The sequence below is a fragment of the Phycicoccus ginsengisoli genome, assembly GCF_054779295.1.
Genome location: NZ_BAAGYN010000008.1, coordinates 1 through 14,569, shown reverse-complemented (window position 1 = coordinate 14,569; position 14,569 = coordinate 1). Strand labels below are relative to the sequence as shown.

General features: G+C 73.1%; 14 protein-coding genes. 13 read left to right on the top strand and 1 reads right to left on the bottom strand.

The window, feature by feature from the left end:
* The first annotated feature begins 1 nt into the window (after nucleotide 1).
* The 13 genes from ftsW to ACYVDO_RS13940 all read left to right on the top strand — a co-directional run bounded on the left by ftsW (nucleotide 2) and on the right by ACYVDO_RS13940 (nucleotide 12,634).
* The gene (gene ftsW, locus ACYVDO_RS14000; RefSeq protein WP_460936906.1) at nucleotides 2-1,267 is read left to right on the top strand and encodes a putative lipid II flippase FtsW; all 1,266 of its coding nucleotides are present in this window, start codon (nucleotides 2-4) and stop codon (nucleotides 1,265-1,267) included.
* Nucleotides 1,267-2,382, top strand: a complete 1,116-nt coding sequence (gene murG / locus ACYVDO_RS13995; RefSeq protein WP_460936904.1) for an undecaprenyldiphospho-muramoylpentapeptide beta-N-acetylglucosaminyltransferase — start codon at nucleotides 1,267-1,269, stop codon at nucleotides 2,380-2,382. Before ftsW ends, murG begins: the two co-directional genes overlap by 1 nt.
* Entirely contained in the window at nucleotides 2,379-3,818 is a 1,440-nt protein-coding gene (gene murC / locus ACYVDO_RS13990) for a UDP-N-acetylmuramate--L-alanine ligase (protein WP_460936902.1), read from the top strand. The genes murG and murC overlap by 4 nt, the downstream gene beginning before the upstream one ends.
* The gene (locus ACYVDO_RS13985) at nucleotides 3,815-4,558 is read left to right on the top strand and encodes a cell division protein FtsQ/DivIB (RefSeq protein WP_460936900.1); all 744 of its coding nucleotides are present in this window, start codon (nucleotides 3,815-3,817) and stop codon (nucleotides 4,556-4,558) included. The genes murC and ACYVDO_RS13985 overlap by 4 nt, the downstream gene beginning before the upstream one ends.
* A 265-nt stretch (nucleotides 4,559-4,823) precedes the next feature.
* A complete protein-coding gene (ftsZ, locus tag ACYVDO_RS13980) occupies nucleotides 4,824-6,116 on the top strand; it encodes a cell division protein FtsZ (protein WP_460936898.1) in 1,293 nt (430 codons plus the stop codon).
* Nucleotides 6,117-6,191: 75 nt separating this feature from the next.
* Complete coding sequence (gene pgeF, locus ACYVDO_RS13975) at nucleotides 6,192-6,917, top strand: peptidoglycan editing factor PgeF (RefSeq protein ID WP_460936896.1); 726 nt, start codon at nucleotides 6,192-6,194, stop codon at nucleotides 6,915-6,917.
* Nucleotides 6,914-7,645 (top strand): YggS family pyridoxal phosphate-dependent enzyme, encoded by a 732-nt coding sequence (locus ACYVDO_RS13970; RefSeq protein ID WP_460936894.1) that lies wholly within the window; start codon nucleotides 6,914-6,916, stop codon nucleotides 7,643-7,645. The genes pgeF and ACYVDO_RS13970 overlap by 4 nt, the downstream gene beginning before the upstream one ends.
* 49 nt (nucleotides 7,646-7,694) lie before the next feature.
* On the top strand, nucleotides 7,695-8,189 hold the full coding sequence (locus tag ACYVDO_RS13965; protein WP_460936892.1) for a cell division protein SepF: 495 nt from the start codon (nucleotides 7,695-7,697) through the stop codon (nucleotides 8,187-8,189).
* Nucleotides 8,190-8,234: 45 nt separating this feature from the next.
* Entirely contained in the window at nucleotides 8,235-8,522 is a 288-nt protein-coding gene (locus ACYVDO_RS13960) for a YggT family protein (protein WP_460936890.1), read from the top strand.
* A gap of 159 nt (nucleotides 8,523-8,681) precedes the next feature.
* Nucleotides 8,682-9,818, top strand: a complete 1,137-nt coding sequence (locus ACYVDO_RS13955) for a DivIVA domain-containing protein (RefSeq protein WP_460936888.1) — start codon at nucleotides 8,682-8,684, stop codon at nucleotides 9,816-9,818.
* A 239-nt stretch (nucleotides 9,819-10,057) separates the two neighbouring features.
* Nucleotides 10,058-11,119, top strand: a complete 1,062-nt coding sequence (locus ACYVDO_RS13950) for a TraR/DksA family transcriptional regulator (protein ID WP_460936886.1) — start codon at nucleotides 10,058-10,060, stop codon at nucleotides 11,117-11,119.
* Nucleotides 11,092-11,718 (top strand): signal peptidase II, encoded by a 627-nt coding sequence (gene lspA, locus ACYVDO_RS13945; protein WP_460936884.1) that lies wholly within the window; start codon nucleotides 11,092-11,094, stop codon nucleotides 11,716-11,718. Before ACYVDO_RS13950 ends, lspA begins: the two co-directional genes overlap by 28 nt.
* Entirely contained in the window at nucleotides 11,711-12,634 is a 924-nt protein-coding gene (locus tag ACYVDO_RS13940; RefSeq protein ID WP_460936882.1) for an RluA family pseudouridine synthase, read from the top strand. Before lspA ends, ACYVDO_RS13940 begins: the two co-directional genes overlap by 8 nt.
* Nucleotides 12,635-12,791: 157 nt before the next feature.
* Here the strand turns inward: ACYVDO_RS13940 and ACYVDO_RS13935 are convergent, their stop codons facing one another.
* Entirely contained in the window at nucleotides 12,792-14,078 is a 1,287-nt protein-coding gene (locus tag ACYVDO_RS13935) for an MFS transporter (protein WP_460936880.1), read from the bottom strand.
* Between the last annotated feature and the right edge of the window lie 491 nt (nucleotides 14,079-14,569).

Genomic DNA, 14,569 nt, shown 5'->3' with positions numbered 1-14,569 from the left:
CGTGAGCAGTGCCACCGCCGCGCCCCCCGGGGCGCGGAAGGCGTCGCGCGTCGAGGACCAGCGCCTCGGCGGCTGGCTGGCCCGGCTCGACTCCCCGGTCACGAGCTACTACGTGCTGCTGTCGGTCTCCGTCGTGCTCGTGGTCATCGGGCTGATCATGGTGCTGTCGGCGTCGTCGGTGAAGTCGCTCGTCGAGTCGCACAACGGCACCCCCTACCTCTACTTCCGCAAGCAGCTGCTGTTCGCCGTGATCGGCGGGGTGGCCATGCTCGTGGCGAGCCGGATCCCGGTGCGTGGCTGGAAGGCCATGTCGCTGCCCATCCTGGGCGCCTCCCTCCTGGCGCAGCTGCTCGTCTTCACCCCGCTCGGGGTCACGGTCAACGGCAACCGCAACTGGCTGGGCTTCGGCGGCTTCACGATCCAGCCCTCGGAGTTCGCGAAGATCGGGCTCGTCCTTGTCGGGGCGGCCCTGCTGTCGGTCCGGCGCCGCTCGTTGGGGCGGGTGCGCAACGTCGTCGTGCCGTACCTCGTCCCGTGCGCCGTGCTCACGCTGGGCCTCGTCCTCGGGGGCGGGGACCTGGGCACCGCCATCGTCATGGGCGGCATCATCGCCGCCGTGCTGTTCACCGCCGGGGTGCCGCGCAGGCTGTTCGCGTGGGGCAGCGGAGTCATGCTCGCCGGCGCCGTGGCCCTGGTCCTGACCAGCCCGAACCGGCTGGGCCGGTTCGACGTCTGGCTCGGCAAGGACACGGACCCCTACGGTGCCGCCCGACAGCCGCTGCACGGGCGCTACGCGCTGGCCGACGGCGGCTGGTGGGGGGTCGGCCTGGGCGCCAGCCGGGAGAAGTGGCAGTGGCTGCCGGAGGCGCACAACGACTTCATCTTCGCCATCCTCGGTGAGGAGCTTGGGCTCCCCGGGACGCTGGTGACGATCGGGCTGTTCTGCGTCTTCGCCGTCGTCTGCTACCGCATCGTGCTGCGCACCGAGGACCTCTTCGTCAAGATCGCGACGGGCGGCATCATGGCGTGGATCGTGGTCCAGGCCTTCGTCAACATCGGCGCCGTCATCGGCCTGCTCCCCGTCATCGGGCTCCCGCTCCCGCTCGTCTCCTACGGCGGCTCCTCGCTCATGACGACGATGGTCGCGCTCGGCATCCTGCTGTCCTTCGCCCGCCACGAGCCCGGGTGCGCCGAGGCCCTGTCCGCGAAGCCCTCGGTGGTGCGCCGCACCATCGCCGTCCTGCCCGGGCGGAGGGGGAGGGACTGATGGCCACCGCGACCCCGACGTCCGTCCTGCTGGCCGGCGGCGGGACGGCCGGTCACGTCTCCCCGCTCCTCGCGCTCGCCGACTGCCTCCGGCGCCGCCACCCCGACCTCACCGTGACCGCCCTGGGCACCGAGACCGGCCTGGAGTCCCGCCTGGTCCCCGAGCGCGGCTACCGGCTGCTCACCGTCCCCAAGGTCCCCCTGCCGCGCAAGCCCTCCGGCGACCTGCTGCGCCTCCCCACCAACCTGCGCGGCGCGGTGCGGGCGGCCGAGCGGGCCATCGAGGAGACCGGCGCCCAGGTCGTGGTGGGCTTCGGCGGCTACGTCTCCACGCCGGCATACCTCGCGGCCCGTCGGTGCCACGTCCCGGTCGTGGTGCACGAGCAGAACGCCCGGCCGGGCCTGGCCAACCGGGTGGGCGCGCGGATGACCACGCACGTCGCCACGACCTTCGCCAGCACGCACCTCGCCCACGCCACCGCGATCGGCATGCCGCTGCGCGCGGAGATCGCCCAGCTGGACCGTCCGGCGGCGCGGGCGGAGGCGCTCGCCCACTTCGGCCTGCAGGACCACTGGCCGACCCTGCTGGTCACCGGCGGCTCGCTGGGCGCCCAGCGGCTCAACACCACGTTCGAGGCGCGGGCCGCCGAGCTGAGGGCGCACGGCGTGCAGGTGCTGCACCTCACCGGCGCGGGCAAGGAGTTCGCCCCGCCGGTCGACGGCCAGGGGCCGCCCTACGTCGTCGCCCCGTACACCGACCGGATGGACCTCGCGTACGCCGCGGCCGACGTCGTCGTGGCGCGAGCCGGCGCCAACACGGTGTGCGAGCTGACCGCGGTGGGCCTCCCCGCCGTCTACGTCCCGCTGCCCATCGGCAACGGCGAGCAGCGGTTCAACGCCGCCGACGTCGTCGCCGCCGGGGGCGGGGTCCTGGTCGACGACGCGCAGGCCACCCCCGAGTGGGTCGACGCCGTCCTGCTGCCGCTCCTCACCGACCGGCACCGGGTCGAGGCGATGGCCGCGGCCGCCGCGGGCGCCGGGGAGCGCGGGGCCGACGAGCTGCTGGCCGACATGGTCGAGGCCGCGTACGCCGAGTCCCTGGGGAGACAGGCGTGAACGGCCAGAACCTGCGGTTCGACTTCACCGATCCCGTGCCCCCGCTCGAGGAGCTCGGCGCCGTCCACTTCATCGCCATCGGGGGCTCGGGCATGTCCGGCGTCGCCCGGGTGATGCTGGCCCGGGGCACCCGCGTCAGCGGGTCCGACGCCAAGGAGTCGCCGGTCCTCGCGGCGCTGGCCGCCGAGGGCGCCGACGTCCACGTCGGGCACGACCCGGCCCACCTCGAGGGCGTCGACACGGTGGTGGTGTCCTCGGCGATCCGCGAGAGCAACGTCGAGCTAGCCATGGCCCGCGAGCGGGGCCTGCGCGTGCTGCACCGCTCGCAGGCGCTGGCCTCGACCATGGCCGGCTCCCGCCGCGTCGCCGTGGCGGGGGCCAACGGCAAGACGACCACGACCTCCATGCTGACCGTCGCGCTGCAGCACTGCGGCATCGACCCGTCGTTCGCCGCCGGGGGAGAGCTGGCCAAGCACGGCACGAACGCGCACTGGGGCACCGGCGACGTCTTCGTGGCCGAGGCCGACGAGAGCGACGGCTCGTTCCTCGTCTACCGCCCCGAGGTCGCCGTCGTCACCAACGTGCAGCCGGACCACCTCGACTTCTACGGCACGTTCGAACGGGTCCGCGAGGCGTATGCCGCGTTCGCCGCCTCGGTGCTGCCCGGTGGGCTGCTCGTGGCCTGCCAGGACGACGAGGGCTCGCGGGACCTCGCTGCCCGGGCCCGGTCCGCCGGCACCCGGGTGCTCACCTACGGCTGGTCGGCCGAGGCCGACGTCGTCCTGCGCGACGAGACGTTCCGGGGGCTCATGGCACGCGCCACCCTCACGGGTCCGGACGGCGAGCCGCGCGTCCTGCGGGTCAACATCCCGGGGCGGCACAACCTGCTCAACGCCGCCGCCGCGTACACCGTGGCCGTCGAGGGCCTGGGCCAGGACCCGACCCGCGTACTGGACGGGCTGTTCGGCTTCACCGGCACCCGGCGCCGCTTCGAGCCCAAGGGCTCCGCAGCCGGCGTGACCGTGGTCGACGACTACGCCCACAACCCCGGCAAGGTGTCGGCCGTCGTCTCGACGGGGCGCGCCCTCGTTGCGGACCCCGGCCGTCTCGTCGTCGTGTTCCAGCCGCACCTGTACTCCCGGACGAGGGACTTCGCCCGGGAGTTCGCCGCCGCCCTCGCGCCCGCCGACGTCGTCGTCCTCATGGACGTCTACGCGGCCCGTGAGGACCCGGTCCCCGGGGTCTCGTCCCAGCTGGTCGCAGACGCCCTGCTCGACCTCGAGCCCGGTGCGGACGTGCGCGTGGTCTCCTCGTGGACCGCCGTCCCGCAGGTCGTCGCCGACCTTGCCGCCGAGGGCGACCTGGTCCTGACGGTGGGGGCCGGTGACGTCACGATGATCGGCTCCGAGATCCTGCGGGTCCTCGGTCAGGGATGAGCGCGCGCAGCACCCCGCGAGGTCTGGCGTCCTCCCGCGACCGGTTCCAGCGACGCGCCGCCGAGGTCCGCCGCCGTCCGCTGCGGCTGTGGGCCTGGGCCGCGGGCGCCCTCGCCGTCGCGGCGCTGCTGGTGTGGCTGGTCGCCTACAGCCCGGTCCTCGCGGTCCGGTCGGTGGAGGTCGTCGGCGTCCCCGACGCCGAGGTGGCACCCATCACCGCGCTCGCCCGCGTGCCGATGGGCGAGCCGCTGGCCCGGGTGGACACGCAGGCCGTCGCGGCCCGCGTCGCCGAACGGGCCACCCTCGCCGACGTCTCCATCGAGCGCTCGTGGCCCAGCACCCTGGTCATCCACGCCAGCCCCCGGGTCCCCTTCCTCGTGGTCAAGAACCCTCAAGGTCAACTGAAGGTCGTGGACGAGACCGGGGTCGCCTACGCCGAGGTGACGAGGGCGCCCAAGGGTGTCCCCGTCGTGAGCGCGGCGTCGGACGCCGCGCTGTCCCGGGACGCCCTGGCCACCGCCGTGACCGTGGTCCGGGTCCTGCCGGACTCGCTGCAGCGGCGGGTGTCCTCGGTGACGGTCAGCAGCGCCAACCTCGTGACGCTGCGGGTCGGCCGCACGACGGTCGTGTGGGGTGGCGTCGAGGAGCCGGAGCGAAAGCTGGCGATCGTCGAGGCCCTGCTCAAGGGGTCGCACGCCGTCATCGACGTGAGCGCGCCGAGCACGCCCGTCACCCGCTGAGCCGGTGACCGGCCCTCGAGGGCAGGTGGGGCAGGAGCGACCGATGTGACGCCTGTTGCCGATGTGACACACTGGCGGCGCCCCCGTCCGCGAAAGGGCGATCTGCGGCGAATCCGTGCTGCGACACGCGGAGGGCGTCGTTGCCTGCCACTGCGGTCACGCATAGCGTCGTCGGCACCGGAAGTCGTTGGGAACCAAGGCATAACTCTCAACTTCACGTCTAGACACCAGCACCCAGCAGCACCCCCAGGAGAGGCCCACCGCCGTGGCAGCACCGCAGAACTACTTGGCCGTCATCAAGGTCGTCGGCATCGGCGGTGGTGGCGTCAACGCCATCAACCGCATGATCGAGGTCGGCCTCAAGGGCGTGGAGTTCATCGCCATCAACACCGATGCCCAGGCGCTGCTCATGAGTGACGCCGACGTCAAGCTCGACGTCGGCCGTGAGCTCACCCGCGGTCTCGGTGCCGGCGCGGACCCGGAGGTGGGCAGGAAGGCCGCCGAGGACCACGCGGAGGAGATCGAGGAGGTCCTCAAGGGGGCCGACATGGTCTTCGTGACCGCGGGCGAGGGTGGCGGCACCGGCACCGGCGGTGCCCCCGTCGTCGCGAAGATCGCCAAGGGCCTGGGCGCCCTGACGATCGGGGTCGTCACCCGGCCGTTCACCTTCGAGGGCCGGCGCCGCGCCAACCAGGCCGAGGCGGGCATCGGCAACCTCCGCGAGGAGGTCGACACCCTCATCGTCATCCCCAACGACCGGCTGCTGTCGATCAGCGACCGCGCCGTGTCGATGCTGGACGCCTTCCGGTCCGCCGACCAGGTGCTGCTCTCCGGTGTCCAGGGCATCACCGACCTCATCACCACGCCGGGCCTGATCAACCTCGACTTCGCCGACGTCAAGTCCGTCATGCAGGGCGCCGGCTCGGCACTCATGGGCATCGGTTCCTCGCGCGGTGACGACCGGGCCGTCCAGGCGGCCGAGCTCGCGATCTCCAGCCCGCTGCTCGAGGCCAGCATCGACGGCGCGCACGGCGTCCTGCTCTCCATCCAGGGTGGCAGCGACCTCGGCCTGTTCGAGATCAACGAGGCGGCCCGCCTGGTCCAGGAGGCCGCGCACCCCGAGGCCAACATCATCTTCGGCGCCGTCATCGACGACGCCCTCGGCGACGAGGTGCGGGTGACCGTCATCGCCGCCGGCTTCGACGGGGGCGCCCCGCTCAAGCGCGAGAACGAGCGGGCGATCGGACAGGTCCAGGGCGCGAGCCGGCCGGCCCAGCAGCCGAACCACCACCTGGCGCCGGGCGCCACCGCCCCGGCGGCACCGAGCCCGGCCGCGCCGGCGCACCAGGCCCAGCAGCCCGCGCAGCGCCCGGCCCAGGAGCAGCCGGTCCCGGCATACCAGCCCACGCCGTCCCGCGGCCACGACGACGAGCCCGTGACCACCTCGCAGCCGCACCAGGCCCAGCCCGCAGCCCCCCGCGAGCCGGCGGGGCGTCCCCCGCGGACCGTCACCTTCGACGAGGGCGACGACCTCGACGTCCCGGACTTCCTCAAGTGAGGGCCTGACCCCACGCACCGCCCGACAGGGGCGCCGGACGACCTCGTCCGGCGCCCCTGTCGTAGGTTGGGGCGCGTGTTCTACTGGCGCGAGGAGAGCAGCCGGGTGCGGTGGGCAGTCACCGACCGTCAGGGCGGGGCGAGCACCGGCGAGTTCGACTCGCTGAACCTCGGGGGGCACGTCGGTGACGACCCCCTCACGGTGGAGGAGAACCGCACGCGGGTCGCGACCTCGCTGGGGCTGCACCGCGACCGGCTCCTGTTCCTGAACCAGTGCCACGGCGCCGACGTGCTGGTGGCCGACGGTCCGTGGCCGCCGGGCGGACCGCCCGCCGCGGACGGGGTGGTGACCGCCGAGGCAGGGCTCGGGCTGGCCGTGCTCGTGGCGGACTGCACGCCCGTGCTGCTCGCCGACCCTGACGCCGGGGTGGTGGGCGCGGTGCACGCCGGGCGCCCCGGCATGACCTCGGGGGTCGTGGGGGTGGCCCTCGAGCGCATGCGGGAGCTGGGCGCCCGCGACGTCGCCGCCGTCGTCGGTCCGTCCGTCTGCGGCCGCTGCTACGAGGTCCCCGAGCAGATGCGCGCCACGGCGGCCGCCGTCGCGCCGGAGTCGGCCACGGTGTCGTGGACGGGCACGCCGGCGATCGACGTCGCCGCGGGGGTGGTCGCCCAGCTGCACGCAGCCGGGGTCGCCGTGAAGTGGCTGCCGGGGTGCGCGCGCGAGGACCACGACCTCTACTCCTACCGGCGGGACGGGCGGACCGGCCGCTTCGCCGGCGTCGTCGTCCTGGACGCGGCATGACCACCGGGGCCGACGGACCGGTCGGGACCCCCGCGGCACGCCGGGCCGAGCTCGCGGCGAACCTGGCGTCCGTCCGGGCGCGGATCGAGCGGGCCTGCGCGGCCGCCGGCCGTGACCCGGACGAGGTCACCCTCATCGCCGTCACCAAGTTCTTCCCACCCGGGGACGTCGACCTCCTCGCCGACCTAGGCATCCGCGCGGTGGGGGAGAACCGCGACCAGGAGGCCGCCGCCAAGTTCGCCGAGGTGGCCCGGCGGGCCGACCTCGAGGTCCACTTCATCGGCCAGCTGCAGAGCAACAAGGCCTCCTCCGTCGTCGGGTATGCCGACGTGGTCCAGTCCGTCGACCGGCTCAAGCTGGTGGCGGCGCTGGACCGTGCGGCGGCACGTGCCGGCCGACGGCTCCGGGTCCTGGTCCAGGTCGCCCTCGACGGGGGCGAGGGCAGGGGTGGGGCCGCCCCCGCCGACCTCCCGGGGCTCGCCGACGCGGTGGCGGCCAGCGAGCACCTCGAGCTGGGCGGGGTCATGGCGGTGGCCCCGCTGGGGGCCGACCCGGCACCCGCGTTCGCCCGGCTGCGCGACGTCGCGGACGGCATCCGCGCCGCCCACCCGGGCGCGACCTGGATCTCGGCCGGCATGAGCGGCGACCTCGAGCAGGCCGTCGCCCACGGGGCGACACACCTGCGTGTCGGCACCGCAATCCTCGGATCGCGGCAGTCCCACCGGTAACTTCAGTCCCGGACGACCGCACACACGAAGAAGACTGAGGGAGCTCTCAATGGCTGGTGCGCTGCGCAAGACGATGGTGTACCTCGGGCTCGCCGAGGACGAGCAGTACGACGGCTACGACTACGACGACTACGACGAGCCCCAGCAGCAGCAGCGGCACGAGGCGCCGGCCCAGGAGCGGTCCGAGCGGTCCGCCGCCGTGACCCCACTCCCGCAGCGCACGCCCGTGGCTCGGGTCGTCCGGGACGTCGAGGTCGGCACCCTCAACCGGATCACCACGATCCACCCGCGCACCTACAACGAGGCCAAGAACATCGGCGAGAGCTTCCGCGACGGCACGCCGGTCATCATGAACCTCTCCGACATGGACGACGCCGACGCCAAGCGCCTCGTCGACTTCGCCGCCGGTCTGGTGTTCGGCCTGCACGGGTCGATCGAGCGCGTCACGTCCAAGGTCTTCCTGCTGTCGCCCGCCCACGTCGAGGTCTCCGCCGAGGAGGGCGTGCCCGCGCCGACCCCGCGCGGCCTGTTCAACCAGAGCTGACCCCCGCCGCCGGTACGGCACGCGGTCGCATGGCAGGGTGAGCGCATGCTGCTCGGTTCGAACCCCGTCGCCAGCGTCGTGCGCTTCGTGGTCTTCCTCTTCTTCGTCGTCCTGCTCGGCCGGCTGGTCCTCGACTGGGTGCAGGCCTTCGCCCGCGACTGGCGCCCCCGGGGCGTGCTGCTCGTGGTGGCCGAGGCGATCTACACGGTCACGGACCCGCCGCTGAAGGCACTGCGCCGGGTCATCCCACCGCTGACCCTGGGAGCGGTCCGCCTCGACCTGGCCTTCCTCGTCCTGATGCTCGTCACCAGCGTCCTCATGGGCATCCTGTGAGCGGGACCGCGGCAGCCGCCGCTGGAGGACGGGCTCGAGGGCCGCGAACGGGTGGGGCCTGCGGGTCCAGTGGGACGGGGCGATCCTCTAGGCTGACGGCACCGCCCTACTCTGCGATGCTTGACCCGCACTGCTCATGCCAGCCCAACGAGGTGACAAATGACGCTCAGTCCTGAGGACGTCCTCAACAAGAACTTCACGCCGACGCAGTTCCGGCGTGGCTACGACGAGCGCGAGGTCGACGACTTCCTGGACGAGGTCGTCGCCGAGATGCGCAAGCTCGTCAAGGACAGCGACGACCTGCGCGACCAGCTCAACGAGTGCCGCGAGAGCAAGGGCATGCCGACGGTGGCCAAGCCCGACCCCGAGGCGCAGGCCAAGCGCGACGCCGAGGCCAAGGCCACCCAGGAGGCCGAGGCCCGGGCCAAGCGCGAGTCGCAGGAGCGGATCGCCGCCCTGGCGGCCCAGGCCCAGGAGGCCGAGCAGGCCGCGCAGCAGCGGATCGCCGAGGCGAACGCCAAGGCCCAGGAGGCCGAGCGCACCGCCCAGGCGCGGGCGGACGAGGCGGAGCAGGCGGCCCAGGAGCGCATCGCCAAGGCCCAGCAGGGTGTCGAGGCCCAGGCCGGTGAGTCCGAGGCGCGCGTGCAGGAGGCGGAGCAGCGCCTCGCGGCAGCCCAGCAGGAGGCAGAGCAGGCCCAGGCCAGGGCCGCGGAGGCCGAGGCCCGCGCCCAGGAGGCGGTGGCCCGTGCCGAGCAGGCGCAGGCAGCGGCGGCGCAGCAGGCCGCCCCGCAGGCCGAGGGTGCCGGCGCGGCAGCCATGGCCGGGGCAGCGGCCGGGGGTGGCGCCAGCGCCGCCGCCCTGCTGGAGATGGCCCAGCGCCTGCACGACGAGCACGTCGGTCAGGGCGAGCAGACGCGGGACCGGCTCATCGCCGAGGCGCAGAACCGTCACGACGAGCTGGTCACCGAGGGCCAGTCGCGGCACGACGAGCTCCTGAGCACCGCCCAGTCGCGGCACGACCAGCTCGTCGCGGAGGCGGAGTCCAAGCACGAGCAGCTCATCACCGAGGCGCGCGAGCGCTCGACGGGCATGGTGCACGAGGCGCAGCAGAAGAAGGCGCAGATCCTCGAGGAGCTCGGTCGCGAGCGCACCCTGCTCGAGAAGAAGATCGAGGAGCTCCGGGCGTTCGAGCGCAACTACCGGGCGCGCCTGAAGAGCTACATCGAGGACCAGCTCAAGGACCTCGACGACACGGCGGTCGAGCCTGCCGAGGCCGCAGCCGAGAGCAACGGCTGACCTCGCGTCGCCACTGCACGGGCAGTGCCCGACGGCGCCCCGACCGCACCCGCGGTCGGGGTGCCGTCGCGCTCCGTCGGGCCCCACCCCGCGCGGCACCACTCCTCCAGGGCACGGGTGCGTCCGGGTTTGGCGAGTTGGGCGTTTTGCCGTTGAGTACGCAGCGTGCAGCGCTTATCCTCGCCGCACCTGACCGCGCTCGGACCGCCGAGCGCCCTGTGAGCGAGGGGCCTGCCACGATGGTTGACACGGCGAAAGCCACCACGACGGCGGCCGCGAGCCGCACGCCGTCCCGCACCTCGACCACCGCACGGGTCGCGACGAAGAGCGCGTCGACGACGGCGAAGGCCGCAGCGAAGACATCCGCCTCCGCCAAGAAGGCTGCGCCCGCGACGAAGACGTCGTCCACGAAGAAGGCAGCGCCCGCGACGAAGGCCGCACCCGCCAAGAAGGCCGCGCCTGCCAAGAAGGCCGCGCCCGCCCAGAAAGCCGCTCCCACGAAGAAGGCTGCGCCCGCGACCAAGGCGTCGTCCGCAACGAAGGCCGCGCCCGCCAAGAAGGCTGCACCCGCGAAGAAGGCTGCGCCCACGAAGGAGGCTGCGCCCGCGACCAAGGCGTCGTCCGCAACGAAGGCCGCGCCCGCGAAGAAGGCTGCGCCCGCGACGAAGGCTGCGCCCGCGAAGGAGGCTGCGCCCGCGAAGGAGGCTGCGCCCGCGACCAAGGCGTCGTCCGCGACGAAGGCCGCGCCCGCGAAGAAGGCTGCGCCCGCGAAGAAGGCTGCCGCGACGAAGGCGGCACCGGCGAAGAAGGCCGCGCCGGCGACCAAGGCTGCTCCTGCCAAGGCTGTGTCCACCGCCAAGGCCGCGCCCGCGAAGGCAGCGCCCGCGAAGAAGACGGCCACCTCGCCGTCCGCCCTCGTGGTCCGTCCGGACGAGTCCCCGTGGACGGCGGCCGAGCTGCGCGCGGTCCGTTCCGAGATCGAGGGCGACATCGCCCGGCTGCGGACCGAGATCACCGACGCCGAGGCCGAGCTGGCCGGACTGATGCGCGATGCGGGGGACGGCGCGGGTGACGACCAGGCCGACGCCGGTGCCAAGACCTTCGAGCGCGAGCAGGAGATCTCCCTGGCCAACAACGCCCGGGAGATGCTCGAGCAGAACCTGCACGCCCTCGAGCGGCTCGACGACGGCACCTACGGCGTGTGCGAGTCCTGCGGCAACCCGATCGGCAAACTTCGCCTCCAGGCCGCTCCTCGTGCGACCCTATGCGTGACATGCAAGACGAAGCAGGAGCGCCGCTGATCCCGGCCGACGACCACATCCCTCCCACCACCCCTTCTCCGGCCACCTCGACTCCCTCCCCGCACCGGCGGCGGCTGTTCGTGCTGCTCGCGGCCGCGGCGCTCGCGGCATACGTCGCCGACCAGGTGACCAAGGCCTGGGCGCTCGCCGCGCTGACCCCGGGGGACCCGGTGCCGTTGGTCGGCGACTTCATCCGCCTCAACCTCATCCGCAACCCCGGTGCGGCCTTCTCGATCGGCAACGGCGCGACATGGGTGCTGACCCTCATCGCGTTCGGGGTGCTCGTGTTCATCCTGCGCACGGCCCGGCGCATCGGCAGCCGGTCGTGGGCGTGGGCCCTGGGCCTGCTCTTCGGCGGCTCGGTGGGCAACCTCACCGACCGGATGGTGCGTGAGCCCGGGCCCGGGCGCGGTCACGTCGTGGACTTCATCGACTACTTCGGGCTGTTCATCGGCAACGTCGCCGACATCGCCATCGTCGGCGCGGCCGTGCTCATCGGCCTCCTCGCGCTGCGCGGCATCGGCGTCGACGGCACGCGCGCCGAGCACGGACGCCACGAGTCGGGGCACGAGTCGGGGCACGAGGCGTCGCATGTCTGACGCCCGCACCCTGTTCGTCCCCGACGGACTGGAGGGGGAGCGCGTCGACGCGGCCCTCGCCCGGCTCTTCGGCGTCTCGCGTACCAAGGCCGCCGAGCTCGCGGCATCCGGCCAGGTCCAGGTCAACCACTCGTCCGCGGGCAAGTCCGACCGCGTCAGCGCCGGCGACCTGCTCGAGGTCGCCCTGCCCTCGCCCCAGGAGAGCCCCAGCGTCAAGGTCATCGCCGAGCCGGTGCCGGGGATGACGATCGTCCACGACGACGACGACCTGGTCGTCGTCGACAAGCCGGTGGGCGTGGCCGCCCACCCCAGCGTGGGCTGGACCGGGCCGACCGTCGTGGGGGGACTGGTGGCTGCCGGCTACCGGATCTCGACCAGCGGCGCCAGCGAACGACAGGGCATCGTGTCCAGGCTCGACGTGGGCACCTCCGGGCTCATGGTGGTGGCCAAGTCCGAGTACGCCTACAGCGTCCTGAAGCAGGCGTTCCGGTCCCGCACGGTCGACAAGAAGTACCACGCGCTCGTGCAGGGCCTGCCCGACCCGGTGGTCGGCACGATCGACGCCCCCATCGGACGCCACCCGAGCTACGACTACAAGTTCGCGGTGATGGAGAAGGGCAAGCCCAGCGTCACCCACTACGAGGTCATCGAGGCGTTCCGTGCCGCGAGCCTGCTCGACGTCCACCTCGAGACCGGGCGGACCCACCAGATCCGCGTGCACTTCAGCGCCCTGCGCCACCCGCTCGCCGGCGACCTCACCTACGGTGCCGACCCGACCCTCGCCCGCCGTCTCGGTCTCGAGCGGCAGTGGCTGCACGCGGTGGGCCTCGGCTTCGAGCACCCGGGCACCGGCAAGCACGTCTCGTTCGAGAGCCCGTACCCGCCCGACCTCCAGGCCGCGCTGGACGCGCTCTGACCCGGTCCCGCTCCTGACCCGGTCCCGCTCCTGACCCGGTCCCGCTCCTGACCCGGTCCCGCTCCTGACCCGGTCCCGCTCCTGATCCGATGCCGCCTCCGGCCCGGTCCCGGCCCACGTGGCCGGGACCGTGCCGGCGCTCACCTCGCGCCGGCGCTCAGGTGGCGTCCGGCCCCGCCTGCGTCGCAGCCGTGGTCGGGCCCGGCCCGGGGGCGACCACGTCGGTGGGGGCCCGCTCGCGCCGGGCGAGAGCCAGCAGGGGGAGCGCGCAGGCCTGGAACGCCGCGCTCACGAGGAAGGTGGGCGGGTAGCCCGAGACGTCGGCCAGGCGGCCCAGTCCCGGCTGCAGGACCACGCCACCGGCGGAGCCGAGGAGTGAGTCGAACGACAGCACGGTGGCGCGCTGCCGTGAGGGGATGAGCCCGTTGAGGTACGCCTGGCGGACCGGTACCGCGGCCGAGAAGCCGAAGCTCCACGCGACGAGCAGCACGATGACGGCCGCGAAGCTGTCGACGAGCCCGACCAGGGCCAGGGCGACGGTGCTCGTGGCCAGGACGATCAGCAGCCAGCTGGTGCGTCGGTGCACCAGGCGCCGCAGCCGCGGTCCGAGCAGGCCGCCGACGATCTGCGCGCCGGCGACGATGGCGGCGGCCAGGCCCGCGATGCCGTATGCCGTGCGGCTGCCGTACAGCTGCAGGAGGTAGGGCTGCATGGCGTAGAACGCGTAGACGTTGACCCCGCCGATGAACGGGGACGTGAGCATCACCCAGCGCACCGGTCGCTGGCCCAGGCCGTGCTCGAGCGAGTCGTGCCAGATGCGGCTGACCTCGGCACCGGGCCGCGTGCCCACCTCGGGGGTGAACCCCAGGTCGTGCATGGCCACCCACGCCACGAGGAAGGTCACGCCGAGCAACCCGGCGCGGACGAGGAAGGGCAGCCCCAGGCTGCCCGCCTGGGCCAGCAGGCCACCGCCCACGGAACCGGCGAGCATGGCGACGCCCTGGACCGCCTGACCACGGCCGAAGACGGCGTCGAGCCCCTCGTCGTACCCCGTCGACGTGAGCGCGTCGACGAGCCAGGCCTCCACGGCCCCGGAGAAGAAGGTGAAGCCCAGGCCCAGGCCGACGGACACCAGCGCCCACCAGCCGAACCCCGCGTGCATGTGCCACATCCAGACGTAGAGCAGGGTCATGACGCCCAACGTGGCGGCGCCGAGGAGGAAGGACAGCCGGCGACCCCGCAGGTCGGCGACCACGCCGGTCGGCACCTCGAACAGGACCATCCCCGCCGTGAAGAACGCGTTGGCCGCGAAGGCCTGGAAGTTGTCGAGACCCGCGTCGAGGAGGAAGAGCGTGTTGACGCCCCAGATGAGGGAGGTCGCGAGCGTGGTGAGCAGCTGGAGGGTCAGGTAGGTGCGCTGGACCGCTGCCGACGCGGGGTTCACGCTGGCAGTGTGCGGGACGACGAGCCTCCGAGGCGAGGGCCCGGCGCCGGAGCTCCGCCCGGCTCTGCCCCTGGTCCTCCGCCGGAGAACGGCGTCGCCGCAGGTCAACGGCGTGCTGACGGCACCGGGTGGCGGCCCGTCGGAGAGGATCGGGGACGGTCGTGGGTGGACCGTCCGGGGGCGGGAGAACGCGATTTCCGCCCCGCGCAGGCACCGTGCTACAGTTTCGTCATCGCCGAACGCCAAGCGCGCGAGGTCCTCGGACCACCTCATCGAGGTGGAGGGGATTTGACGCCCAAGTTGCGAAGCGAATAACCTAGAACGGTTGCCCCGGAAGATGTCGGCGAGAAATCGCAGCGTCGATGGTGCGCGTCCGATCCTTGAGAACTCAACAGCGTGTCAAAAATCGATGCCAATAACCTCGTCTCGGGGTGGCTTGTGGCCAGGCTTTCATGGTTTGGTTGTGGGTTGCTTCGGGCGATTTTCCTTTG